This window comes from Streptomyces sp. E2N166 (assembly GCF_003671715.1).
Classification (GTDB): domain Bacteria; phylum Actinomycetota; class Actinomycetes; order Streptomycetales; family Streptomycetaceae; genus Streptomyces; species Streptomyces thinghirensis.
Genome location: NZ_RAIF01000032.1, coordinates 329175 through 352315 on the forward strand (window position 1 = coordinate 329175; position 23141 = coordinate 352315).

20 protein-coding genes and 2 pseudogenes are annotated in these 23141 nt (G+C 71.4%); 9 read left to right on the forward strand and 13 right to left on the reverse strand.

Going from position 1 to position 23141, the window contains the following annotated elements:
• Positions 1–546, forward strand: a pseudogene (locus EBH09_RS39260) (MFS transporter); the annotation flags it as partial.
• A 144-nt stretch (positions 547–690) separates the two neighbouring features.
• Here EBH09_RS39260 and glgX read toward each other — a convergent pair.
• A complete protein-coding gene (gene glgX, locus EBH09_RS28565; RefSeq protein WP_121749813.1) occupies positions 691–2820 on the reverse strand; it encodes a glycogen debranching protein GlgX in 2130 nt (709 codons plus the stop codon).
• 367 nt (positions 2821–3187) lie between these two features.
• Here glgX and EBH09_RS28570 point away from each other — a divergent pair, with 367 nt between their 5' ends.
• The gene (locus EBH09_RS28570) at positions 3188–4435 is read left to right on the forward strand and encodes an SAV2148 family HEPN domain-containing protein (RefSeq protein ID WP_121749814.1); all 1248 of its coding nucleotides are present in this window, start codon (positions 3188–3190) and stop codon (positions 4433–4435) included.
• Between the two features lie 115 nt (positions 4436–4550).
• On the forward strand, positions 4551–5273 hold the full coding sequence (locus tag EBH09_RS28575) for a 3'-5' exonuclease (protein WP_121749815.1): 723 nt from the start codon (positions 4551–4553) through the stop codon (positions 5271–5273).
• A 107-nt stretch (positions 5274–5380) separates the two neighbouring features.
• Here the strand turns inward: EBH09_RS28575 and EBH09_RS28580 are convergent, their stop codons facing one another.
• Positions 5381–6244 carry an aminoglycoside phosphotransferase family protein gene (locus EBH09_RS28580; RefSeq protein ID WP_121749816.1) on the reverse strand — a complete coding sequence of 288 codons (864 nt, stop codon included), beginning with the start codon at positions 6242–6244 and terminating at the stop codon, positions 5381–5383.
• Positions 6245–6440: 196 nt separating this feature from the next.
• Between EBH09_RS28580 and EBH09_RS28585 the strand changes: the two genes are divergently transcribed.
• From EBH09_RS28585 to EBH09_RS28605, 5 genes are all read left to right on the forward strand, one after another.
• A complete protein-coding gene (locus EBH09_RS28585; protein ID WP_121749817.1) occupies positions 6441–7376 on the forward strand; it encodes a sugar ABC transporter permease in 936 nt (311 codons plus the stop codon).
• Positions 7373–8206, forward strand: a complete 834-nt coding sequence (locus tag EBH09_RS28590) for a carbohydrate ABC transporter permease (protein WP_121749818.1) — start codon at positions 7373–7375, stop codon at positions 8204–8206. The genes EBH09_RS28585 and EBH09_RS28590 overlap by 4 nt, the downstream gene beginning before the upstream one ends.
• On the forward strand, positions 8206–9495 hold the full coding sequence (locus EBH09_RS28595; protein ID WP_193776585.1) for a sugar ABC transporter substrate-binding protein: 1290 nt from the start codon (positions 8206–8208) through the stop codon (positions 9493–9495). Before EBH09_RS28590 ends, EBH09_RS28595 begins: the two co-directional genes overlap by 1 nt.
• A gap of 323 nt (positions 9496–9818) precedes the next feature.
• Positions 9819–10598 carry a 23S rRNA (adenine(2058)-N(6))-methyltransferase Erm(O) gene (gene erm(O) / locus EBH09_RS28600; RefSeq protein ID WP_121749819.1) on the forward strand — a complete coding sequence of 260 codons (780 nt, stop codon included), beginning with the start codon at positions 9819–9821 and terminating at the stop codon, positions 10596–10598.
• A gap of 59 nt (positions 10599–10657) precedes the next feature.
• Positions 10658–11860 (forward strand): glycosyltransferase, encoded by a 1203-nt coding sequence (locus EBH09_RS28605; RefSeq protein ID WP_121749820.1) that lies wholly within the window; start codon positions 10658–10660, stop codon positions 11858–11860.
• 96 nt (positions 11861–11956) lie between these two features.
• Here the strand turns inward: EBH09_RS28605 and EBH09_RS28610 are convergent, their stop codons facing one another.
• On the reverse strand, positions 11957–14206 hold the full coding sequence (locus tag EBH09_RS28610) for an MMPL family transporter (RefSeq protein ID WP_121749821.1): 2250 nt from the start codon (positions 14204–14206) through the stop codon (positions 11957–11959).
• Between the two features lie 369 nt (positions 14207–14575).
• Between EBH09_RS28610 and EBH09_RS28615 the strand changes: the two genes are divergently transcribed.
• Complete coding sequence (locus tag EBH09_RS28615) at positions 14576–15124, forward strand: DUF1697 domain-containing protein (protein WP_121749822.1); 549 nt, start codon at positions 14576–14578, stop codon at positions 15122–15124.
• A 19-nt stretch (positions 15125–15143) separates the two neighbouring features.
• On the opposite strand, the gene EBH09_RS28620 is transcribed toward EBH09_RS28615, so the two are convergent.
• From EBH09_RS28620 to EBH09_RS28670, 10 genes and pseudogenes are all read right to left on the reverse strand, one after another.
• A complete protein-coding gene (locus tag EBH09_RS28620) occupies positions 15144–15887 on the reverse strand; it encodes a sirohydrochlorin chelatase (protein WP_121749823.1) in 744 nt (247 codons plus the stop codon).
• Between the two features lie 5 nt (positions 15888–15892).
• Positions 15893–16789: an ABC transporter permease gene (locus EBH09_RS28625; RefSeq protein ID WP_121749824.1), complete on the reverse strand. Its 897-nt coding sequence runs from the start codon at positions 16787–16789 to the stop codon at positions 15893–15895.
• Positions 16776–17570 carry an ABC transporter ATP-binding protein gene (locus tag EBH09_RS28630; protein WP_121749825.1) on the reverse strand — a complete coding sequence of 265 codons (795 nt, stop codon included), beginning with the start codon at positions 17568–17570 and terminating at the stop codon, positions 16776–16778. The genes EBH09_RS28625 and EBH09_RS28630 overlap by 14 nt, the downstream gene beginning before the upstream one ends.
• A 35-nt stretch (positions 17571–17605) precedes the next feature.
• Positions 17606–18709 (reverse strand): aliphatic sulfonate ABC transporter substrate-binding protein, encoded by a 1104-nt coding sequence (locus EBH09_RS28635; protein ID WP_121749826.1) that lies wholly within the window; start codon positions 18707–18709, stop codon positions 17606–17608.
• A 239-nt stretch (positions 18710–18948) separates the two neighbouring features.
• Entirely contained in the window at positions 18949–20304 is a 1356-nt protein-coding gene (locus tag EBH09_RS28645) for a GTP-binding protein (protein ID WP_121749828.1), read from the reverse strand.
• A 2-nt stretch (positions 20305–20306) separates the two neighbouring features.
• Positions 20307–21245, reverse strand: coding sequence for a sulfate adenylyltransferase subunit CysD (cysD, locus tag EBH09_RS28650; RefSeq protein WP_121749829.1), 939 nt, complete (start codon positions 21243–21245; stop codon positions 20307–20309).
• Entirely contained in the window at positions 21242–21811 is a 570-nt protein-coding gene (gene cysC / locus EBH09_RS28655; protein WP_121749830.1) for an adenylyl-sulfate kinase, read from the reverse strand. Before cysC ends, cysD begins: the two co-directional genes overlap by 4 nt.
• A gap of 1 nt (position 21812) precedes the next feature.
• Complete coding sequence (locus EBH09_RS28660) at positions 21813–22523, reverse strand: phosphoadenylyl-sulfate reductase (RefSeq protein ID WP_121749831.1); 711 nt, start codon at positions 22521–22523, stop codon at positions 21813–21815.
• Positions 22520–22699, reverse strand: coding sequence for a hypothetical protein (locus EBH09_RS28665; RefSeq protein ID WP_121749832.1), 180 nt, complete (start codon positions 22697–22699; stop codon positions 22520–22522). Before EBH09_RS28665 ends, EBH09_RS28660 begins: the two co-directional genes overlap by 4 nt.
• Positions 22696–23141, reverse strand: a pseudogene (locus tag EBH09_RS28670) (nitrite/sulfite reductase); the annotation flags it as partial. The pseudogene EBH09_RS28670 and the gene EBH09_RS28665, both read right to left, overlap by 4 nt.

Consider the following 23141-nt stretch of genomic DNA (forward strand, 5'->3'; position numbering starts at 1 on the left):
CCCCTGATCGGCCCGCTGGCCCGCGCCCGCCTGGTGGCGCTCGCCCGCCGGGCCGGTGCCCCCGAGCCCACCGTGGGCGCCGCGCTGTCCTTCGAGAGCACCCTCGACGAGGTCTCCTTCGTCCTCGGCCCGGCCCTGGTCGGCCTGGCGGCGGTCCTCGCCCACCCGGCGTACGCCCTGGCCGGCGCCGCCGTACTCGTCGCCGTGTGCGGCACCGCCTTCGCCCTGCATCCGACGGCCCGCGCGTCGGCACCCTCGGCCGGCGGGGCGACGGGCACGTCGGGCGGCGGCTTCCGCGCCCGCCCCCGTATGCCCCGCGCGGTGCACGCCCTGCGGGCCTCGCTCGCCCGCCAGGGCGCGATGTTCGGAGCCTGCCAGGCGGGGAGCACCGCGCTCACCGAGCGGACGGTGCCGCGGGCCGGCTCGCCGAGGCGATGGCCTTCGCGACCAGCGCGATCGTCGGCGGCCAGGCCCTCGCGGTCGCCGTCACCGGCCGCCTCGCCGAGTCCCACAGTCCGGTCGCGGCGTTCGCGGCGACGAGTGTGACCGCCGCGCTCGCCTACGTGATCGCCCTGGCGGCACGCCGGCGCCGGGCAGCGGAGCGGTCCTTCACGCGCGCGTGGAGGACCGCTCCGGCAACACGGTGCCCTTCCAAGGGCCTGCCCGGCGGATGAGGCCGCAGGACACCCCCTAGACCGGCCGTTGCAGCACCGTCATGCTCCGGTCCACGAGGGTCAGCCGGTCCCCGGCCTGCACCTTCGGGCCGGTGTCCGAGGGGACCCCCTCGGTGCGGGCGGTGTCGACGATCACCTCCCACTGGCGGCCGTGGTCGACCGGCACCACGAAGTCCAGCGTTTTGGGCGAGGCGTTGAACATCAGCAGGAACGAGTCGTCGGAGATGCGTTCCCCGCGCGCGCCGGGCTCGGAGATCGCGTTGCCGTTCAGGAACACCGTGAGGGCCGACGCCCGCGCCGAGTTCCAGTCCCGCTGGGTCATCTCCGCACCCTCGGGGGTGAACCAGGCGATGTCCGACAGCTCGTCGTGGGTGCCCTCCACGGGACGCCCGTGGAAGAAGCGCCGCCTGCGGAAGACCGGGTGGTCCTTGCGCAGCCACACCATCGCGCGGGTGAACTCCAGCAGCCCGGCAGCGGTGACGTCACCGTCACCGTCGCCGTCCGGCCATGCCACCCACGCCAGCTCGTTGTCCTGGCAGTAGGCGTTGTTGTTGCCCCGCTGGGTGCGGGCGAACTCGTCACCGTGGCTGATCATCGGCACGCCCTGCGAGAGCAGCAGGGTGGCGATGAAGTTCCGCATCTGGCGCGCCCGCAGCGCCAGCACCGCCGGGTCGTCGGTCTCGCCCTCGGCCCCGCAGTTCCAGGACCGGTTGTGGCTCTCGCCGTCCCGGTTGTCCTCGCCGTTGGCGTGGTTGCGCTTGTCGTTGTACGCCACCATGTCGTGCAGGGTGAAGCCGTCGTGGCAGGTGACGAAGTTGATCGAGGCCAGCGGGCGGCGGCCGTCGTCCTGGTAGAGGTCGGACGATCCGGTAAGCCGGGACGCGAACTCCGCCAGCGTGCGCTGCTCGCCGCGCCACAGGTCCCGCACCGTGTCCCGGTACTTGCCGTTCCACTCGGTCCACAGCGGCGGGAAGTTGCCCACCTGGTAGCCGCCCTCGCCCACGTCCCAGGGCTCGGCGATCAGCTTCACCTGCGAGACCACGGGGTCCTGCTGCACCAGGTCGAAGAACGACGACAGCCGGTCCACCTCGTGGAACTGCCGGGCCAGGGTGGCGGCGAGGTCGAAGCGGAACCCGTCGACGTGCATCTCGGTGACCCAGTACCGCAGCGAGTCCATGATCATCTGGAGGACGTGCGGGGACCGCATGAGCAGGGAGTTCCCGGTTCCCGTGGTGTCCATGTAGTACCGGGGGTCGTCGGTGAGCCGGTAGTACGAGGCATTGTCGATGCCCTTGAAGGACAGGGTCGGGCCCAGGTGGTTGCCCTCGGCGGTGTGGTTGTAGACCACGTCGAGGATGACCTCGATGCCGGCCTCGTGCAGCGCCTTCACCGCCGATTTGAACTCCAGCACCTGCTGGCCGCGGTCGCCCCAGGACGCGTACGCGTTGTGCGGGGCGAAGAAGCCGATCGTGTTGTAGCCCCAGTAGTTGTTCAGGCCCATGTCCACCAGGCGGTGGTCGTTGACGAACTGGTGCACCGGCATCAGCTCCAGCGCGGTCACCCCCAGCTCGGTGAGGTGCTCGATGAGCGCCGGGTGCGCGAGGGCGGCGTAGGTGCCGCGCAGTTCCTCGGGGATGCCCGGATGCCGCATGGTCAGGCCCTTCACGTGGGCCTCGTAGAGCACCGTGTGGTGGTACTCCGTCCGGGGGCGCCGGTCGTCGCCCCAGTCGAAGTAGGGGTTGACCACGACCGAGGACATCATGTGCGGAGCCGAGTCGAGGTCGTTGCGCCGGCCGGGGTCGCCGAAGTGGTAGCCGTACACCTCCTCGCCCCACTGGATCGAGCCGCTGATCGCACGCGCGTACGGATCGAGGAGCAGCTTGGCGCTGTTGCAGCGCAGCCCGCGTTCCGGGGCGTACGGGCCGTGCACGCGGTAGCCGTACCGCTGCCCGGGCATCACGCCCGGCACGTAGGCGTGCCGTACGAACGCGTCGCTCTCCCGCAGCTCGACCGCGGCCTCCGAGCCGTCGTCGTGCAGCAGACACAGCTCTACTCGGTCGGCGGCCTCCGTGAAGACCGCGAAGTTGGTGCCGGCGCCGTCGTACGTGGCACCGAGTGGATACGCCTCTCCAGGCCAGACCTGCATGGACACGACTCTTTCAGGTGTACGGCGCCGGTGCGGACGCCTTGGCTCCGAGTCTCCGGGAAGTCTCCCCGAAAGTGAGGTGACCACCTAGCACGTACGTCCTCCTACCCACCCTTCGGCGTTCTGTGCCGCATGCGCCCCGCTGCGGGATGCGAGGGATCCTTCCCCGTACCGGGCCGTGTCACCGCTATGAATCCGCTCACTCCCCGGTGTCGGGCCGACCGGAACGGGCTTGTGGATCACGGATGTTGGGAAAACCGGCCCGTCCATCGGGCTGCACCGCGGACCGCTCGCGGAGTACCCTTCCTTGATCGTTGGGACGGGGTCTCCCCGGGAGTGCTCCGGGGGAGCGGAAGGCGGTGCGCGGGTGGGCTCGGGAGGGCTGGAGCTGCCTCCTGGTGACGACGGTCACCAGGGGAACTCCGCGGACGTCCCGCCCGGTGCGGTGTCCCTGGCGCGGCCGATGAGCGCGGGCGCGATCGGTCCGGAACTGGACTGGGACACCGACGCCTGGCACGAGGTGCGCACCCGTGCGCAGCGGGCGGGCCGGGCCTACATCTGGCTCAACCTCGTCGAACAGCGGCTGCGCGCGGTCGTGGCCGCCGTCCTGCGGCCGGTCTACGAGCCTGTCCACGGCGACGAGTGGGTGGTCGCCGCGGCCGGACCCGCCGGCCAGGAGTGGGTGCAGCGCGCCGTCGCCGTCCGCGAGGTCAGCCGCCGCAAGGGCTACCTGCTCGACCCGGCCGACGACAACGTCCTCAGCTTCCTCACGCTGCCGCAGCTGCGCGAGCTGATGGTGCAGCACTGGCCCTGCTTCGAGCCGTACGTGGACGAGCGCCGCGACGTGGAACTCGCCCTGGACGAGCTGGAGGTCACCCGCAACGTCGTCTCCCGCAACCGGGCGCTGTCCGAGGCGGTCCTGAACCAGGCGGAGCGGGCCTCGGCCCGGCTCCTCGAGGTCCTCGGCGCGGGCGGCGACGTGCCGTCCACGCGCCGGCTGCCGGTCGACGCGGTGGAGGACCTGGTCGGCGACCGGTACGCCGACGTGGTCGCCGTGCACTCGGACCGGGTGCGGCTGCTGCGCCAGTTCCCGGCGGAGGACCTCTTCGGCAGCGCGCGGCGCGTGGACGCCCTCGGTATCGGCCTCAACCTGCTCGTGCAGAACTTCTCCGGCCGCCGCCTGCTGCGGCTGGCCGAGTCCGGTGGCCGGGTGCGGCTGCTCTTCCTGAACCCGGCCTCCAGCGCGATCAAGCGCCGCGAGCGCGAACTGGGCATCAAGCGCGGCGAGCTGAGCCGCGCCGTGGAGATGAACATCCTGCACATGCGCAGGGTGCGCTCCCGGCTGCGGGACCCGGGCGCGTTCGAGATCCAGGTCTTCGACGAGACGCCCCGCTTCACGGCCTACCTCGTCGACGGGGACGGCGCCGACGGCGTCGCGGTCGTGCAGTCCTATCTGCGCCGGACGCGGGGAATGGAGGCGCCGGTGCTCGTCCTGCGGAACGGACGGAACGGCGGCAAGGTCGTGAAGTCGGACCAGCTCGACGAAGGCGGACTTTTCCCCACCTATCGCGAGGAGTTCGAGCTGATGTGGGCGGATTCGCGGCCGGTGTCGTGAGCGTCGGCGCCGGGCCGGACGCGGGCGTAAGCGGAATGCGATCCTCTGATTGTCAGTGGTCCATGGGAGGGTGAAGACCACTGGGGGAACGCACCACCAAGAAGGGGGACCGCCCATGGGCTGGCACCGGGAGCTGCTGATCGGCTTCGACCTGGAGACGACGGGCACCGATCCGCGCGAGGCGCGCATCGTGACGGGGGCCGTGATCGAGGTCATGGGCGGGGAGCCGCGAGGACGCCGGGAGTGGCTGGCCGACCCCGGCGTGGAGATCCCGGCGGACGCGGTGGCGGTGCACGGCATCACCAATGAGCGGGCGGCCACCGAGGGCCGCCCCGCCGACCAGGTCGCCGACGCCATCGCCGGTGTGCTCGCGGCCTACTGGAAGACGGGCGTCCCGGTCGTCGCCTACAACGCGGCCTTCGACCTCACCCTGCTCTCCGCCGAACTGCGGCGCTACGGACTGCCGTCCCTGCGTGACCGCCTCGGCGGCCTGGACCCGGCCCCGGTCATCGACCCGTACACCATCGACCGTTCCGTCGACCGCTACCGCCGCGGCAAGCGCAACCTGGAAGCGGTCTGCCGGGAGTACGGCGTCCCGCTCGACGCCGCCCACGACGCCACGGCCGACGCCCTCGCCGCGGCCCGGCTGGCCCGCGCGATAGCCGGCCGCCACCCCAAGGTCGCGTCCCTCGGCCCGGCGGACCTGCACCACCGCCAGATCGAGTGGTACGCCGAGTGGGCGGCGGACTTCCAGAGCTTCCTGCGCCGCAAGGGCGACGCCACGGCCGTCGTCGACGGGACGTGGCCGCTGCGAGAACCGGCCGACGAACGGGTCTGACCGGGCACCGGACGGGACGCGCGGTCAGACCGGACGGCGACGCGCGGTCGGAAGGAACGGCGACGAGCGGTCAGAACGAACATCCGCCCGGCGCGTGCGACGCGCGGTCAGAACGGATACCACCGCACGGTCGAGTCCCCGTCCCGCAGCGACGCCACCCGGCGTTCGAACTCCGCCAGTGCCTTCGGGTTGCTCGGCGCGTGCTGGGCCACCCACGCGCAGCTGGCCGTCTCCCGGGCGCCGCGCAGCACCGCACAGCCGTCCCACTCGCGCACGTCCCAGCCGTAGGTCGCGGTGAACGCGTCGTGCGCCTCGGCGGGCAGCCCGTAGCGGTCCCGGCTGAGCGCCATCACCACCAGGTCGTGCTCGCGCAGGTCGGCGGAGAAGGTCTCCAGGTCGATCAGGACCGGCCCGTCGGGGCCGACGTGCACATTGCGGGGCAGCGCGTCGCCGTGGATCGGGCCGGGCGTCAGGTGGGGGGTGAGTGCGGCGGCGGCCGTCGCGAAGCCGTCGCGGCGCTCGCGCAGATACGCGGCGTCCGCCGGGTCGATCACGTCGCCCGCGAGTCGCAGCCAGCGTTCCACACCGCCCAGCAGTTCGCGGGGCGGCAGCTGGAAGGAGGGGGAGGGCAGCGCGTGGACCAGTCGGAGCAGCGCGGCCACGTCCCGGGGCTCGGTGGGCCGCACCGGGTCGGGCAGCCGCCGCCACACGGTCACCGGATGCCCCTCGACGAACAGCGCCGAGGGTTCGGCCGCCCGCACCGCCGGCACACCGGCCTCTTCCAGCCACACCGCGACGGCCAGTTCCCGGCGCGCCCGGTCGAGGAGTTCGGCGTCGCGGCCCACCTTGACCGCCAGGTCACCGGCTGCGAACACCGCGTTCTCGCCGAGGGCGAGCAGCCGCGCCTCCCGCGCCGGGCCGGCCAGCACCCCCGCCGCGGCCAGCACCTCCCGCGCCCGTGCCTCGTCCATCGTCGCCTGCCTCCGTGTCGGTCGTGTCCGTGGTGCCGGTCGTCCGGTCGTGTCCGTCGTGTCCGCCCGGTTCCCGCCATCCGTCGGCCAGTGTCGCATTCGCACAGGTGGGAGCGTGTGCGCGGGCTCTTGACGGGGCACGGCGCCTTCACGACCATGACCAGGCCCGTTCGAGCCGTGCAAAGGGGCTGATTACGTGACATCGGTGACCGAGTCGAGAAGGCCGGCGCGCCGTGCGCCCGGTGCGGACCGGCCACGGCGCGGCCCCGACCACGGCGCCTGGTTCCTGGTGCTGCCCGCGTTGATCCCCATCCTGGTGCTCAGCGTGGGGCCGCTGCTCTACGGCATCATGCTGGCGTTCACCGACGCCCAGTCGGGCCGGACGGAGCCCACCCGGTGGATCGGCACCCTGAACTTCCAGGACCTGATGCACGACACGCTGTTCTGGGAGTCGTTCAGGATCGGGCTGGTGTGGGCCGTCGGGGTGACGGTGCCGCAGTTCCTGCTCGCACTCGGCCTCGCCCTGCTGCTCAACCAGAACCTCCGGCTGCGCTGGCCGGCCCGTGCCCTGGCGATCATCCCCTGGGCGATGCCCGAGGTCGTCGTCGGCATCATGTGGCGGCTGGTCTACAACCCGGACGCGGGCATCCTCAACGAGACCCTGCGCGATTTCGGCCTCGGCGACGGCCGTGACTGGCTCAGCGGCCTCGCCACCGCCCTGCCCGCCGTCATCGTCGTCGGCGTCTGGGCCGGCATGCCGCAGACGACGGTCGCCCTGCTCGCCGGGCTCCAGAACACCCCGCGCGAACTGCACGAGGCCGCCGCGGTCGACGGCGCCGGAGCCTGGCGCCGCTTCCGCACGGTCACCTGGCCCGCCCTCAGACCGATCGCGCTCGCCATCACCGCGCTCAACCTCATCTGGAACTTCAACTCCTTCGCCCTGGTCTACGTGCTGACCAACGGAGGCCCAGGCGGCCGGACCCGGCTGCCGATGCTCTTCGCCTACGAGGAGGCTTTCCGGTACGGGCAGTTCGGCTACGCGGCGGCGATGGGCTGTGTCATGGTCGCCGTGATCTCGATCCTGCTGGCCGTCTTCCTCGTCGGCCGGCTCAGGGGAGGTGACGAGGCATGAGGACCTCGACCGGGGCCCGCGTGGGCCAGTACGCCGCGCTGCTCGCGTATCTCGTCTTCCTCGCCTTCCCGTTCCTGTGGCTGATCTCCACCGCGTTCAAACCGCCGCAGGAGCTGGCGAGCCTCCACCCCACCTGGATCCCCGAGAACCCGACCCTCGACAACTTCCGGCAGGCCTTCGACGAGCAGCCGCTGCTGCGGGCGGCCCTCAACTCCCTGCTCGCCGCGCTCGCCGCCGCGGTGGTCGCCGTGGTGATCGCGACACCGATGGCGTACGTCATGGCCCGGCACCGCGGCCGGCTCACCAAGGCGGCCACCGGGTGGGTCGTGGTCAGCCAGGCCTTCCCCTTCGTCCTGCTGATCATCCCGCTCTTCCTGGTCCTGAAGAACCTCCGCCTGATCAACTCCGTGCCGGGCCTGGTGATGGTCTACGTCGTGTGGTCGCTGCCGTTCGCGCTGTGGATGCTCGCCGGGTACGTCCGGGCCGTGCCGGCCGAGCTGGAGGAGGCGGCGGCGGTCGACGGTGCCGGGCGGCTGCGCATCCTGGTCTCGGTGACCGCGCCACTGCTCGCGCCGGGGATCGTGGCGACGGCGATGTTCGCGTTCATCACCGCGTGGAACGAGTTCTTCTTCGCGCTGGTGCTGCTGAAGACACCGGAGAAACAGACGCTGCCGGTGATCCTGACCCACTTCATCGGCGCGGAGGGCGTCGCGGACCTCGGACCCCTCGCCGCGGCGGCCTTCCTCGCGACACTGCCCTCGCTGGTGGTCTTCTCACTCATCCAGCGTCGGATCACGGGCGGCATGCTCGCCGGGGCGGTGAAGAGCTGATGGCGACGCGTACGAGGATCGTGACCCTGCTCGTCACCCTCGCCCTGCTGCTCGCGGGCTGCACGGGCGGCGGCGACGGAGCGGACGACGGCCGGATCACCCTGCGCTTCCAGTCCCTGGCCTGGCAGGACGAGTCCGTGGCGGCCAACAAGGAACTGGTGCGGGAGTGGAACGCCGCCCACCCGGACGTGCGCGTCGAGTACGTCCAGGGCAGCTGGGACAGCGTCCACGACCAGCTCCTCACCTCCTTCGAGGGCGGCGAGGCCCCCGACATCATCCACGACGCCTCCGACGACCTCGCGGACTTCGCCTACGGCGGCCACCTCGCCGATCTGACCGGCCTGCTGCCCGAGCGGCTTAAGTCGGACATCCCGCAGCGCAGCTGGGAGACCGTCACCTTCGGCGACGGCGTCTACGGCGTGCCGTTCCTCCAGGAACCCCGCGTCCTGATCGCCAACGCCGACCTGCTGAAGAAGTCCGGCGTCCGGATTCCCACGCCCGAACACCCCTGGTCTTGGGCGGAGTTCCGTCAGGTGACGAAGCGGTTGAGCGGTGACGGGAAGTACGGGGCGGCCTGGCCGCTGAAGGAGCCCGTGTCCGCCACGCTCAACCTGTCCCTGTCCGCCGGCGGACAGCTGTTCCACCGAGAGGCGGACGGGAAGGTCACCGTCCGGTTCGAGGAGGGCGACCAGGTGGTGCCCCGCACCATCCACGACCAGGTCAACACGGACCACAGCGCCTCCTCCGCCACCCTCGGCAGCGGCGGCTCCGACACCCTGCCCGGCTTCTTCGCGGGCAAGTACGCGATGGTGCCGCTCGGGTTCTCCTACCGCCAGCAGATCGAGCAGCAGGCACCCGAGGGCTTCGACTGGCAGGTGCTGCCCGCCCCGGCCGGCACCGACGGACTCACCCAGGGCGTCAGCCCGCAGACCCTGTCGATCGCCGAGGACAGCCCGCACAAGAAGGAAGCCGCCGCGTTCCTCGACTTCCTCCTCCAGCCGGACAACATGACGCGCCTCGCCCTCGGCGACTGGATGCTGCCCACCGGAACCGAGGCGCTGAAGGACCCCGCCCTGCACACGGCCGAGCACGGCTGGGCCACGGGCACCGCCCTCGCCGAACACCTGCGCCTGGCGCCCGCGCAGTCCGTCCGGGGCTATCCCGAGTGGAAGGACAAGGTGGCCACCCCCGCACTGCAGGAGTACTACAGCGGAGCGATCGGCATGGAGGAGCTGCGCGAACGCATGGAGAAGGACGGAAACCTCGTCCTCGCCCGCTACCAGCGCTGACGGCGCTCGCGCCGGGCGGGCGGAAAACCCGTTGCCCACCCGGCGCCCGGACCCCTAGCGTCGTCTCCGTGGCAGCTTTCAACGCGATCTACAACTCCGGTCTCGGCCGGGGCTGCACGTACTCCATCAGGATGCGTCGTGGCCCCGGAGCCCTGACCGGCCCGGGGACCCCCCGCCGCTGACACACGCGCTGACGCGTGTCACACACGCGTGTCACACACGCGCGGCGGGGCTGAGCCTCCGCATCCCCTTTTCGCCTTCGTCTTCCGGTCAGGGCCTTCGGCTGCCCTTTCCCCCTTCACGGAAGACAAGGACCGCAGGCCATGGCCCGCCCCACCCAGCGTGCCCGCACGCTCTCGCAGAACTTCCTCGCCGACCGCGCCACCGCCGAGCACGTCGCCCGGCTCGCCGTCCCCGACCGCAGGCACCCGCCCCTCGTCCTCGAAGTGGGCGCCGGCGAGGGCGCCCTGACCGAGCCGCTGGCCCGCCGCAGCCGGGAGCTGCGCGCCTACGAGATCGACCCCCGGCTCCTCCCCGGGCTCCGCGCCCGTTTCGCGGGCACGCCCCATGTCCACGTCGTCGCCGGTGACTTCCTCGCCGCGCGGCCCCCGCGCCCGCCGTTCTCCGTCGCCGGGAACGTGCCCTTCTCGCGTACCGCGGACATCGTCGACTGGTGCCTCACCGCACCCGGCCTCACCGACGCCACGCTGCTCACCCAGCTCGAGTACGCCCGCAAACGCACCGGCGACTACGGCCGCTGGAGCCTGCTGACGGTCCGGACCTGGCCCCGTCACGAGTGGCGGTTGGTCGGACGGGTGAGCCGGTACGGCTTCCGGCCGGCGCCCCGCGTCGACGCCGGGGTCCTGCGCATCGAGCGCCGCCGCACCCCGCTGCTCGCCGGCGCCGCCCATCGAAGCTGGCGGGACCTGGTCGAGCTGGGCTTCTCGGGAGTGGGCGGCTTCCTGCACGCGTCCCTGCGGCGTGCCCACCCCCGGCGCCGGGTGGACGCGGCGTTCCGGGCCGCGTGCCTCGACCCCGGCGTGCTCGTCGGCGAGGTGGCGCCGACGCGCTGGCTGCGGCTGCACGAGGAGCTGGCGGCTTGAGGGTGAGTACGCGTGAAAAGAGGTTGCACGATACGTCTCGTCTCGCGTACGTTCGGCACATGACCGCTCCCGCACACATCGCCATGTTCTCCATCGCCGCGCACGGCCACGTGAACCCCAGCCTGGAGGTGATCCGCGAGCTCGTCGCGCGAGGGCACCGGGTGACGTACGCGATCCCGCCGCTCTTCGCGGAGAAGGTCGCCGAGGCGGGTGCCGAACCCAAGCTGTGGAACAGCACGCTGCCCGGCCCCGACGCCGACCCGGAAGCGTGGGGGACCACCCTGCTGGACAACGTCGAGCCCTTCCTCGATGACGCGATCCAGGCGCTTCCGCAGCTCGTCGAGGCGTACGAGGGAGACGAACCGGACCTGATCCTGCACGACATCTCCGCCTACCCGGCCCGGGTCCTCGGCCACCGCTGGGGCGTACCCGTGGTCTCCCTCTCGCCGTGCATGGTCGCCTGGGAGGGGTACGAGCGGGAGGTCGGCGAGCCGATGTGGGAGGAGCCCCTGAAGACCGAGCGCGGCCAGGCGTACTACGCCCGTTTCCACGCCTGGCTGGAGGAGAACGGGATCAGCCAGCACCCCGACCCGTTCGCCGGCCGCCCCGACCGCTCCCTGGTGCTGATCCCCAGGGTACTCCAGCCCAACGCGGACCGGGTCGACGAGAAGACGTACACCTTCGTCGGCGCCTGCCAGGGCGACCGCACCGCCGAGGGGGACTGGCGGCGTCCCGAGGGTGCCGAGAAGGTCGTCCTGGTGTCCCTCGGGTCCGCGTTCACCAAGCAGCCGGCCTTCTACCGGGCGTGCGTCGAGGCCTTCGCCGGGCTGCCCGGCTGGCACGTGGTGCTCCAGATCGGCAAGCACGTCGACGCCGCCGAGCTGGGCGACGTACCGGAGAACGTCGAAGTCCGCTCGTGGGTGCCGCAGTTGGCGATCCTCCAGCAGGCCGACCTGTTCGTCACCCACGCGGGCGCCGGCGGCAGTCAGGAGGGACTGGCCACGGCCACGCCGATGATCGCGGTACCGCAGGCCGTGGACCAGTTCGGCAACGCGGACATGCTCCAGGGGCTCGGCGTCGCCCGCCACCTCCCCACCGAGGAGGCCACCGCCGAGGCGCTGCGCACCGCCGCCCTCGCCCTGGTCGACGACCCGGAGGTGGCCGGGCGGCTGAAGGAGTTCCAGGCCCGGATGGCACAGGAGGGCGGTACTCGACAGGCCGCGGACCTGATCGAGGCGGAGCTGGCGGCGGCGCGGGCCTGACCGCACCGAAGCGGAAGACGGCGAAGGGCCCGTCGGTTCCCGGAGAACTTCCCGGAACCGACGGGCCCTTCGGCTGTCAGCCGCAGCGGTGGTCGCTCACACCCCGACCCGCTTGCCCTCGTCGTCCCGGGCCGCCGGCACGATCGCCTCGGGCGTCTCGTCGTGGGTGAGGTCGGGCAGCCGGTGCAGCCACTTCGGCAGATACCAGTTACGCTCGCCGAGCAGGGCCATCACGGCCGGCAGCAGCACGCCCCGGATGATCGTCGCGTCGATCAGCACCGCCGCCGCGAGGCCCACGCCCATCTGCTTCATGGACTGCATCGACAGCGTGCCGAAGATGGCGAAGACGGCCACCATGATGACGGCGGCACTGGTGACCACACCCGCCGTGGTGACCACGCCGTGCTGGATCGCGTCCCTGGTGGTCCGTCCCCGCAGCCGTGCCTCGCGGATCCGCGAGACCACGAACACGTGGTAGTCCATCGACAGTCCGAACAGAATCACGAAGAGGAACAGCGGCAGCCAGGTGATGATGGCGCCCACCCCCTCGGCGCCCACCAGCGAGGCACCCCAGCCGTGCTGGAAGACGGCGACCAGGATGCCGTACGCCGCGCCCACCGACAGCAGGTTCAGCACGATCGAGGTGAGCGCGATCGTCAGCGAGCGGAACGACAGCAGCATCAGCAGGAAGGCGAAGACCACCACGAACACGAAGACCGGGAGGACCGACCCGACGAGCTGGTCGTTGAAGTCCTTGGACCCCGCGACCTGTCCGGTGATCGGGGCCTCGACGCCGTCGACCTTGCCGAGCGTCGCCGGTCGTACGTCGTCGCGCAGCTTGTCCAGGCTCTCGCCCGCCTTGTCCTGGTCGGAGCCGCCGACCAGCGGGACGTAGACCAGGGCGACGTTCTGCTCGTCGTGCATCGTGACGTCGACCGGCCCTCGCGAGGCACCGGAACTGACCGCCCGCTCCCGGAAGTCGGCGAGCGCGGCCCGCACCTCGGGCGCGTTGATGTCGTCGGCCCTCACGACCACCTCGGCCGGGTCCGACCCGCCCGGGAACGCCTCGTTGACCCGGTTGTACGTCTGCACGATCGGCAGCGAGTCGCCGAACTCCTGGTCCAGCGTGAGGTTCTCCGTCTTCATGCCGATGGCGGGCGCGGCGACGGCCAGCAGCGCGCCGGTCGCCACCGCGGCGGCGAGCAGCGGCTTGGCGAGCACGCGCCGAAGGACGGCCGTCCAGAACCGGCTGCCCTCGGAGGCGCCGTTCTGCCGGCGCCGGCGCAGGAACGGAAGGCGGCCCTTCTCGACCCGCTCGCCCAGCAGGGACAGCAGTGCGGGCAGCACCGTCACCGAGCCGACCATGGCGACCGCGACCACCATCAGCGAGGCCAGGCCCATCGCCTCGAACTCGGCGATACCGGTGAACAGCATGCCCGCCATCGCCACGCACACCGTGACACCGGAGACGACGATCGCCCGGCCGCTGGTGGCGGCGGCGATCCTGAGCGCGGTCTGCGCGTCCCGCCCGGCGGCGCGCTCCTCGCGCTCGCGGCGCAGATAGAACAGGCAGTAGTCGACGCCGACGGCCAGACCGACCAGCAGCATCACGGAGTTGGCCGTCTCGCTCATCGGCTGGAAGTGGCTGACGAGGCCCATCAGGCCCATCGTCGCCATGATCGCGGTGATCGCCAGCGCCACCGGAACCAGCGCCGCCACCAGCGCGCCGAACGCGACGAGCAGGATGCCGAGTGCCACCGGGACCGCGGAGTACTCGGCCTTCTTGAAGTCGTCGCCGAACGCGTCGTCGAACGTCTTCATCATGCTGGCGCCGCCGATCTCCTCGATCCGCAGCGACTCGTGCTCCTTCTGGACGCCCTCGACGGCCTTCAGCACCGGCTCGACCCGCTCGCCCGCGGTGTCCGCCTCGCCGCGCATGTCGAACTGCACCAACGCGCTGCGGCCGTCCTTCGAGATGGTCCCGGCCTCGTACGGCGTGGTCAGCCCGGTGACCTTCCCGGTCCCCTCCACCGCCGTGACGACCGCGGTGACGGCGGCGCGGAACTCGGCGTCCGTGGCCTTGAGGGAACCGTCCTTCGCCTGGATCAGGACGGTTTCACTGGCCGGCTCGTCGATCCCGGCGTCCTCGACGATCGTGGCGGCGGTGTGCGTCTCGCCGCCCATCTGGTCGCTGTCCTCGACGTCGACCCGGCCGGCCGCCGAGCCGAGCCCCATCGCCAGGACGACGAACAGTACCCAGATCCCGACGGCAGCCCATCGGTGCCGGGCACTCCAGCCGCCGGCCCGGGCGGCTATGCCTCGCACCCGTGTTTCTCCGTTCCCCATGACGGGCTTGCCCCCTCGAAAGCGGTGACGACCCCCTGCCGCCACCTCTCGCTTCGAAGGTATGGCCCGCATAAAGCCATCTCGTCGGCCTCTTCGGTGACCTGCGACGGTGCCGGCTCATCCCTCCGTATCGGCGTTCCTCACCGCTGAGGAGGACTCGGGCCCCTACACCTACCGGGGTTACTCGAAGGTCATGATCAGGGTGTGACGCCGGTACGACGCCCGTACGGGAGCCTTCCGCAGAGTTGTTGAATAAGTCACAGGAGGGCGTAGTGGTTGAACCGCGCACACCGCATCGGCGAGAGTGGCGCGCACGTCGGCCGTCGTGCCCACCCCCACGGGGCACGACGGCCGTCCTATGGTGTGCGCATGACGACGATGTGGGCGGCACTGCTGCGCGGGATCAACGTGGGCGGCGCGAAGAAGGTCCCGATGGCCGAACTGCGCGCGCTCCTGGAGGGCCTCGGCCACGACGCCGTACGCACCCATCTCCAGAGCGGGCAGGCCGTGTTCGCGTCCGGCCACGGGGACGAGGAGTCCCTGGCCGCCGAGTTGACGCGGGCGATCGAGGAGCGCTTCGGCTTCGCGGTGGACGTGATCGTGCGCGACCACGCCTATCTGCGGGCGGTCGCCGAGGAGTGCCCGTTCCCGGCCGCCGACCTGGAGGCCAAGCAGCTGCACGTCACGTACTTCTCCGCGCCGGTCGACGCGGAACGCTTCGCGGCGATCGACCGGCCGGCGTTCCTCCCGGAGGAGTTCCGCCTCGGCGACCGCGCCCTGTACCTGTACGCGCCGGACGGCCTCGGCCGCTCCAAGCTCGCCGAGGCCCTCGCCAAGCCCCGGGTCAACAAGGGCGTGATCGCCACAACCCGCAACTGGAACACCGTCACCAAGCTCGTCGAGCTGACCTCCCCCTGACCGACCCGACGCCGGGCGGTCAGGCCCCGAGCGCCGCCGCCAGCACCGGCGTCCGCGCCTCGTCGTACCGCTCCAGCAGCACCCGCGCCACCTCCGGCGAGGGACCGAGGACGTCCGCCAGCACGTCCGCCCGCTCCGCGCCCCGCGCGATGCGGTCCGGCAGATGACCGGGGGCCAGGACGTACGGCGCCACGGCCACGCGCGCGCAGCCCAGCTCTCGCAGCTCGCGCACCGCGTCCTCGGTGCGAGGAAGGGACGCGGAGGCGAACGCAGGCCGCACGGCGCACCAACCGGTGTGCCGCCACTCCCGCGCGATTTCTGCGATCACTGCGATCGCCTCCGGGTCTGAGGACCCCGCCGAGGCCAGCACGACCCCGGTCGAGGACTTGTCGGCGGGCGTCAGGCCCGCCTCGTACAGGCGCCGCTCCAGCGCCGACAGCAGCAGCGGCGACGGACCGAGCACCTCGGCCTGCCGGATCCGCAGCCGCGGGGGTGCGTCCGCGAGGACCGCCGGGATGTCCGCCTTGGCGTGGAAGGCGCGGGTCAGCAGGAGCGGGAGCGCCACAACGTCCCGCACGCCCTCCGTCTCCAGGGACTCCAGCACGCCCTGCACCGAGGGCACGTTGAAGTCCAGGAAGCCGGTCTCCACCCGTACGTCCGGGCGCACCGCCCTGACCCGGCGCACCAGGGCGTGCACGGTCGCGGCGTGCCGCGGGTCGCGGCTGCCGTGGGCGATGACCAGCAGGACCGGCGGGGACGTCATGGCTGTCAGCTCCTCACCAGCAGACCGCGGCTGCGCAGTACCCACCGCTCCAGCGGGCTGAAGATCAGCAGGTCGATGGCGATGCCGACGATCAGGATGAGCAGGATCGCCTCGAAGACCATGGCCATGTCGCTGGCGTTGCGGCCGTTCTCCAGGAGCTGGCCGAGGCCGACGCCGAGGTCGGGGAAGGAGGCGATGATCTCTGCGGCCATCAGGGAGCGCCAGGAGAACGCCCAGCCCTGCTTGAGGCCCGCGACGTAGCCGGGCAGCGCGGCCGGCAGCACGATGTGCCAGGTGCCCTTCAGCCCGGTCGCTCCCAGCGTGCGGCCCGCGCGCAGGTAGAGGGGAGAGACCTGGTCGACGCCGGAGACCAGGCCGTTGGCGATGGAGGGGACCGCGCCGAGCAGGATGACGGCGTACATCATCGAGTTGTTCAGGCCCAGCCAGATCACGGCCGGAGGTACCCACGCCACCGACGGCAGCGACTGGAGGCCGGACAGGATCGGGCCGATCGCGGCTCGCACGAACCTCACCCGGGCCACCAGCAGTCCCAGCGGCGTGCCGATCACCAGTGCCAGCAGGAAGCCGGACAGCCCGCGCGAGACGCTGGTCCAGATGTAGCCGAGCAGTTCGCCCTGGAGCCAGGCCTGGTGGACCACGGCCCAGACGTCGGACGGGGCGGGCAGCTTGGTCGGGTCGTCGACGATCTTGAAGGAGACCAGTGCCTGCCATGCCGCCAGCACCAGCAGCACGGCCGCGACCGGCGGCAGGATCTTCTGTGTGAGCGTCTGACGGAAGGGCGTACGGCCCCTGTGCTGGGTCTCCAGCGCGTCGAGGCCCGCCTCCAGGCCGGCGAGGTCGCCCGCGTCCTTGCCGGGCGGGGTGGTCTCAGTGCTGGCCATGTCGGCGGATCTCCCCACGCAGTTCTTCGGTGATCTCGACGGACAGTTCCGCCACGGCGGTGTCCTCGATGCGGCGCGGATGCGGGATGCCGACCGTCCACTGGCGGGCGATGCGTCCGGGGCGGGAGGAGAGCAGCACCACGCGCTCCGCGAGCCGGACGGCCTCGCGGACGTTGTGCGTGACGAAGAGGACGGACAGCCGTGTCTCGCGCCAGATCCGGGTCAGCTCGTCGTGCAGCACGTCCCGCGTGATGGCGTCCAGCGCCGCGAACGGCTCGTCCATCAGCAGCAGCTTGCTCTCCTGGGCGAGCGCCCGGGCCATGGCGACCCGCTGGCGCATACCGCCCGACAGCTCGTGCACCCGCTTGCCGTACGCGCCCTTCAGCCGGACGAGTTCGAGCAGTTCCTCCGCCTTGTCGCGGCGCTCGGCCTTGGGCACGCCCCGCAGCTTGAGGGCGAGTTCGATGTTCTTGCCGGCGGTCAGCCACGGGAACAGGGCGTGCTCCTGGAACATCAGGGCCGGCCGACCGTCCGTGGTGATCGCCCCGGCGCTCGGTTTGTCCAGGCCCGCCACCAGGTTCAGCAGTGTGGACTTGCCGCAGCCGGAGGCCCCCAGCAGGGTGACGAACTCGCCGGGCGCGACGTCGAGGCTGATGTCGTCCAGCACGAGCTGCTGCCCGGCGGGGCCCCCGAACGACTTCGAGACGTGCTCGATCCGCGCGGCGTGCGAGGCCGCCTCGGTGCCCTCGTCGGCCTTGGCGAGGGTCGTGGTCGTGGCCATGGTCGTCACCTCCTGGGAATGGTCGGGTTCCGGGCCTACTGGACGCCGAGGCCGGCGTCGTCGACCGCGGGTTCGCCCTTGGCCTTGAGGACCTTGTTGAGCAGCGTGAGGTCGTAGATGCCCTTGAGGTCGGGCCGCTCCAGCAGGCCCGCCTCGACGGCGTGGCCGGCCTGGGCGTCGAGGGTGGCGGCGAGCGGGTCGTCGGTCAGCCGGATCGACTCCCACGCCGGGTCCAGGACGTCGGCGGGCAGCGCCTTGCCGGTGTCCTTCTCCAGCTGCTCGTTCGCCGCGGCCTTGGCCTCGTCGGGGTTGGCCTCGATCCACTCGTTGGTGTCCACCGAGGCCTTGAGCACCGCCTCGACGACCTTCGGGTGCTCCTTGAGGAACTTCTGCGACACGATGATGTTCGTGATCACGAACTTCTCGTCCGGCCACAGCGTCGACTCGTCCAGCAGCACCCTGCCGCCCTGGGCGACCAGCCGGGACGCGGTCGGCTCCGGCACCCACGCGCCGTCGACGGAACCGGTCTTGAAGGCGTCCGGGGTCACCTTGTTGTCACTGCGGACGACCGTCACGTCGCCCTTGCCGCTCTGCGCGTCGACCTTCCAGCCCTGCTCGGCGACCCAGTTGAGGAACGCCACGTCCTGCGTGTTGCCCAGCTGCGGGGTCGCGATGCGCTTGCCCTTCACGTCCTGCAACGACTTGATCTTGTCCGGGTTCACCACCAGCTTCACCCCGCCGGAGGCCGAACCGCCGATGACCCGCAGGTTCTTGCCGTCCGACTTGGCGTAGCCGTTGATCGCCGGGGAGGGACCGATCCAGCCGATGTCGACGGAGCCGGAGTTCAGCGCCTCGATCTCGGACGGGCCCGCGTTGAAGACCGCGTACTTGGCCTCGGTGGCGCCCAGCTCCTTCTGGAAGAAGCCCTTCTGGTTGCCGACCAGCGCGGTGGCGTGGGTGACGTTGCCGAAGTAGCCGATCCGGACGGAGTCGAGACCGTCGATCTTCTCGGCCCCGGCGGCGATCTCCGCGCCCGAGTCGTCCTTGGCCTGGGAGCCGTACCCGCAGCCGGCGAGCGCCAGCAGCGGGAGGGCGGCCAGGACCGCGAGAGTGCGGCGCAGGGCGGTGGTGGCAGGCACGGGAGGTGTTCCTCTCGTTGGCCCGGCGGTCACGCCTGTCGGTTGGTCCGAGGTGTCAGGTCGTGGCCGGGAGATCGGCGGGTTTGCGTCTACGGCGGTGGGGGGTGCGGGCGCGCGAGCGGTGCGCGTACGTCAGCGCGCACATCGCGCGACCCCGCCCTGCCCGCTGCCAAGAGCACCGCTGCCGACGCGGCCGCCCTCCTTCGCGAACATGGAGTAGAAGTCGGGGGAGCCCATACTCAGAAGTCCCACCCGTCGTCGTCCGCCTCGCCGTTGACCGGCTCCGGCGTGGCGAAGGACTCGCCGGCCATGCCCGCGGTGAGCGTGGTGCCGTCGCTCGGGTCGATCAGGATGAACGAACCCGTGCGCCGCGAGTCGGCGTAGGAGTCGGCGGGCAGCGGCTCGGCCGTACGGATCTTCACCCGGCCGATGTCGTTCGCGACGAGCTGCCCGGGGTGCGGGTGCAGGGACAGGTCGTCCAGCGTGAGCCGGGCCGGGATGTCCTTGACGATCGCCTTGACCGTGCGGGTGCCGTGCTTGAGCAGTACCCGGTGCCCGACGGTGAGCGGCGCGTCGGCGACATGGCAGACGGTGGCCTCGACGTCCTGGGTGGTGGCCGGCGCGTCCTTGCTGGGCACGATCAGGTCGCCGCGGGAGACGTCGATGTCGTCCTCCAGCAGCAGCGTCACCGACTGCGGCGTCCAGGCGGCGTCGACCGGCTCGCCCAGCAGGTCGATGCCGGACACCTTTGAGGTGCGTCCCGACGGCAGGACGGTGACCTCGTCGCCGACGCGGAAGGTGCCGGCGGCGATCTGGCCCGCGTAGCCGCGGTAGTCGGGGTGCTCGGCGGTGCGCGGGCGGATCACGTACTGCACGGGCAGCCGGGCGTGGCAGTGTGCCAGGTCGTGGCTGACCGGGACGGTCTCCAGGTGTTCGAGGACGGTCGGTCCGCCGTACCAGTCCATGACCGCCGACGGTTCCACCACGTTGTCGCCCGCGAGCGCCGAGATGGGGATCGCGGTGACCTCCGGGACGCCCAGTTCGGTCGCGTACGCCGTGAACTCCTCGGCGATGGCGGCGAACACGGGCTCCTTGTAGTCGACCAGGTCCATCTTGTTGACGGCGAGGACGACGTGCGGGACCCGCAGCAGGGCGGCGATCGCGGCGTGCCGGCGGGTCTGCTCGACGACGCCGTTGCGGGCGTCGACCAGGATCACCGTCAGTTCGGCGGTGGAGGCGCCGGTGACCATGTTCCGGGTGTACTGCACGTGCCCGGGGGTGTCGGCCAGGATGAACCGGCGGCGCGGGGTGGCGAAGTAGCGGTAGGCCACGTCGATGGTGATGCCCTGCTCGCGTTCGGCCCGCAGGCCGTCGGTGAGCAGCGCGAGGTCCGGGGCCTCCTGGCCGCGGCTCGCGGAGGCGCGCTCCACGGCCTCCAGCTGGTCGACGAGGACCGACTTGGAGTCGTGCAGCAGTCGGCCGACCAGGGTGGACTTGCCGTCGTCGACGGACCCGGCGGTGGCGAACCGCAGCAGGGTCGTCTCCGACAGCTGCCAGGCCGCCAAAGGCTCGGTGGGTTCGGTGGTGCTGGTCATGGCTAGAAGTACCCCTCGCGCTTGCGGTCTTCCATCGCGGCCTCGGACATCTTGTCGTCGGCACGGGTCGCGCCGCGCTCGGTGAGCCGGGAGACGGCGATCTCCGCGATCACCTTCTCGATGCTGTCGGCGTCCGAGTCGACGGCTCCGGTGCAGGACATGTCGCCGACGGTGCGGTAGCGGACCCGCCGCTTGACCACCGTCTCGCCGTCCTTCGGGCCGCCCCACTCGCCGGCGGTCAGCCACATGCCGCCGCGTCCGAAGACCTCGCGCTCGTGGGCGTAGTAGATCGCCGGCAGCTCGATGGACTCGCGGGCGATGTACTGCCACACGTCCAGCTCGGTCCAGTTGGAGAGCGGGAAGACGCGGACGTGCTCGCCGGGGGCGTGCCGGCCGTTGTACAGGTTCCACAGCTCGGGGCGCTGGCGGCGCGGGTCCCACTGGGAGAACTCGTCCCGCAGCGAGAACACCCGCTCCTTGGCTCGCGCCTTCTCCTCGTCGCGGCGCCCGCCGCCGAAGACGGCGTCGAACTTCTCCGCCTGGATCTTCTCGGTGAGCGGCAGCGTCTGCAGCGGGTTGCGGGTACCGTCCGGGCGCTCCTTGAGCACACCGCGGTCGATGTAGTCCTGCACGGAGGCGACGTGCAGGCGCAGCCCGTGCTTCTCCACCGTGCGGTCTCGGTAGTCGAGGACCTCGGGGAAGTTGTGCCCGGTGTCCACGTGCAGCAGTGAGAACGGCACCGGCGCGGGGGCGAACGCCTTCAGCGCCAGGTGCAGCATGAGGATCGAGTCCTTGCCGCCGGAGAAGAGGATCACCGGCCGCTCGAACTCGCCCGCCACCTCGCGGAAGATGTGCACCGCCTCGGACTCCAGGGCGTCGAGGTGGGAGAGGGCGTACGGGCTGTCCGTACCCTCCGCCACTGTGGCCACGGACGTCGTCATGCCAGTCCCCTTTCGGTGAGCAGGGCGTGGACCGCCGCGGCGGACTCCTGGACGGTCTGGTCCTGCGACTCGATGCGCAGGTCGGGCGCGACCGGCTCCTCGTACGGGTCGTCGACCCCGGTGAGCCCGGTCAGCTCACCCGCGGCCTGCTTGGCGTACAGGCCCTTCACGTCGCGCACCGAGCACACCTCGACCGGGGTGGCCACGTGCACTTCCACGTACGCCGTGCCGTTCGCCTCGTGCCGCTTGCGGACCGCGTCCCGGCTGTCCGCGTACGGGGCGATCACCGGGACCAGCGCCGTGACGCCGTTGCGGGCGAGCAGTTCGGCGACGAAGCCGATGCGCTGCACGTTGGTGTGCCGGTCCTCCCGGCTGAAGCCGAGGCCCGCCGAGAGGAACTCGCGGATCTCGTCGCCGTCGAGGAGCTCGACGCGTCGGCCCTGCTCGCGGAGCCGGCCGGCCAGTTCGTGGGCGATGGTGGTCTTGCCGGCGCTGGGCAGACCCGTGAGCCAGACGGTGGCTCCGGTCGTCACAGGGTTCTCCTGAATCTCAGTGGTCGTCGTCATGTCAGCCGTGCAGTCCGCACTCGGTCTTGGAGCGGCCCGCCCAGCGGCCGGCGCGGGCGTCCTCGCCCTCCAGCACACGGCGGGTGCAGGGCGCGCAGCCCACGGAGGCATAGCCGTCCATCAGCAGCGGGTTGGTGAGGACACCGTGCTCGTCGACGTACGTTTGCACATCTTCCTGTGACCACTTGGCGATGGGAGAGACCTTCACCTTCCGCCGCTTCTCGTCCCAGCCGACCACCGGCGTGTTCGCGCGGGTCTCGGACTCGTCGCGGCGCAGGCCGGTCGCCCAGGCCTGGTAGCCCTTCAGCCCCTCCTCCAGCGGCTTCACCTTGCGCAGCGCGCAGCACAGGTCGGGGTCGCGGTCGTGCAGCCTCGGCCCGTACTCGGCGTCCTGCTCGGCGACCGTCTGCCGTGGGGTGAGCGTGATGACGTTGACGTCCATCACGGCCTCCACGGCGTCCCGGGTGCCGATGGTCTCCGGGAAGTGGTAGCCCGTGTCGAGGAACACCACGTCCACGCCGGGCAGGGCGCGGGAGGCGAGGTGGGCCACGACCGCGTCCTCCATCGAGGAGGTCACGCAGAAGCGGCTGCCGAAGGTGCCGGCCGCCCACCGGAGGATCTCCAGTGCGGAGGCGTCCTCCAGCTCGCGGCCCGCCCGCTCGGCGAGTGCCTTGAGTTCCTCGGTCGTACGCTCTTCCTGAACCGCCGTCATATCGGTTCCCCTCCCGTGGAGTTGGGCTGAAGACCCCGGGCGAGGAGCCCGAGGAACTTCAACTGGAATGCGCGGTTGCACGCCCCGCATTCCCAGGCGCCGTGACCTTCCTCGTGCGGACGCAGGTCCTCGTCACCGCAGTAGGGGCAGTAGAACGGCGCGGCACGCTCCGTCACGACAGAGCCTCCTCGGAGGCGCGGGCCGCCCAGGTGGCGAAGCGCTCGCCGTCCTCGCGCTCGGCCTGGTAGCGGGTCAGGACGCGCTCCACGTAGTCCGGCAGCTCCTCCGCCGTGACCTTCAGGCCGCGTACCTTGCGGCCGAAGCCGGGCTCCAGGCCGAGCGCGCCGCCCAGGTGCACCTGATAACCCTCGACCTGCTCGCCCCGGTCGTCGAGGACCAGCTGGCCCTTGAGACCGATGTCCGCGGTCTGGATGCGGGCGCAGGCGTTCGGGCAGCCGTTCAGGTTGATGGTGAGGGGCTCGTCGAACTCCGGGAGGCGGCGCTCCAGCTCGTCGATCAGCGAGGCGCCGCGCGCCTTGGTCTCGACGATGGCGAGCTTGCAGAACTCGATGCCGGTGCAGGCCATGGTGCCGCGCCGGAAGGTGGAGGGCCGGGCGG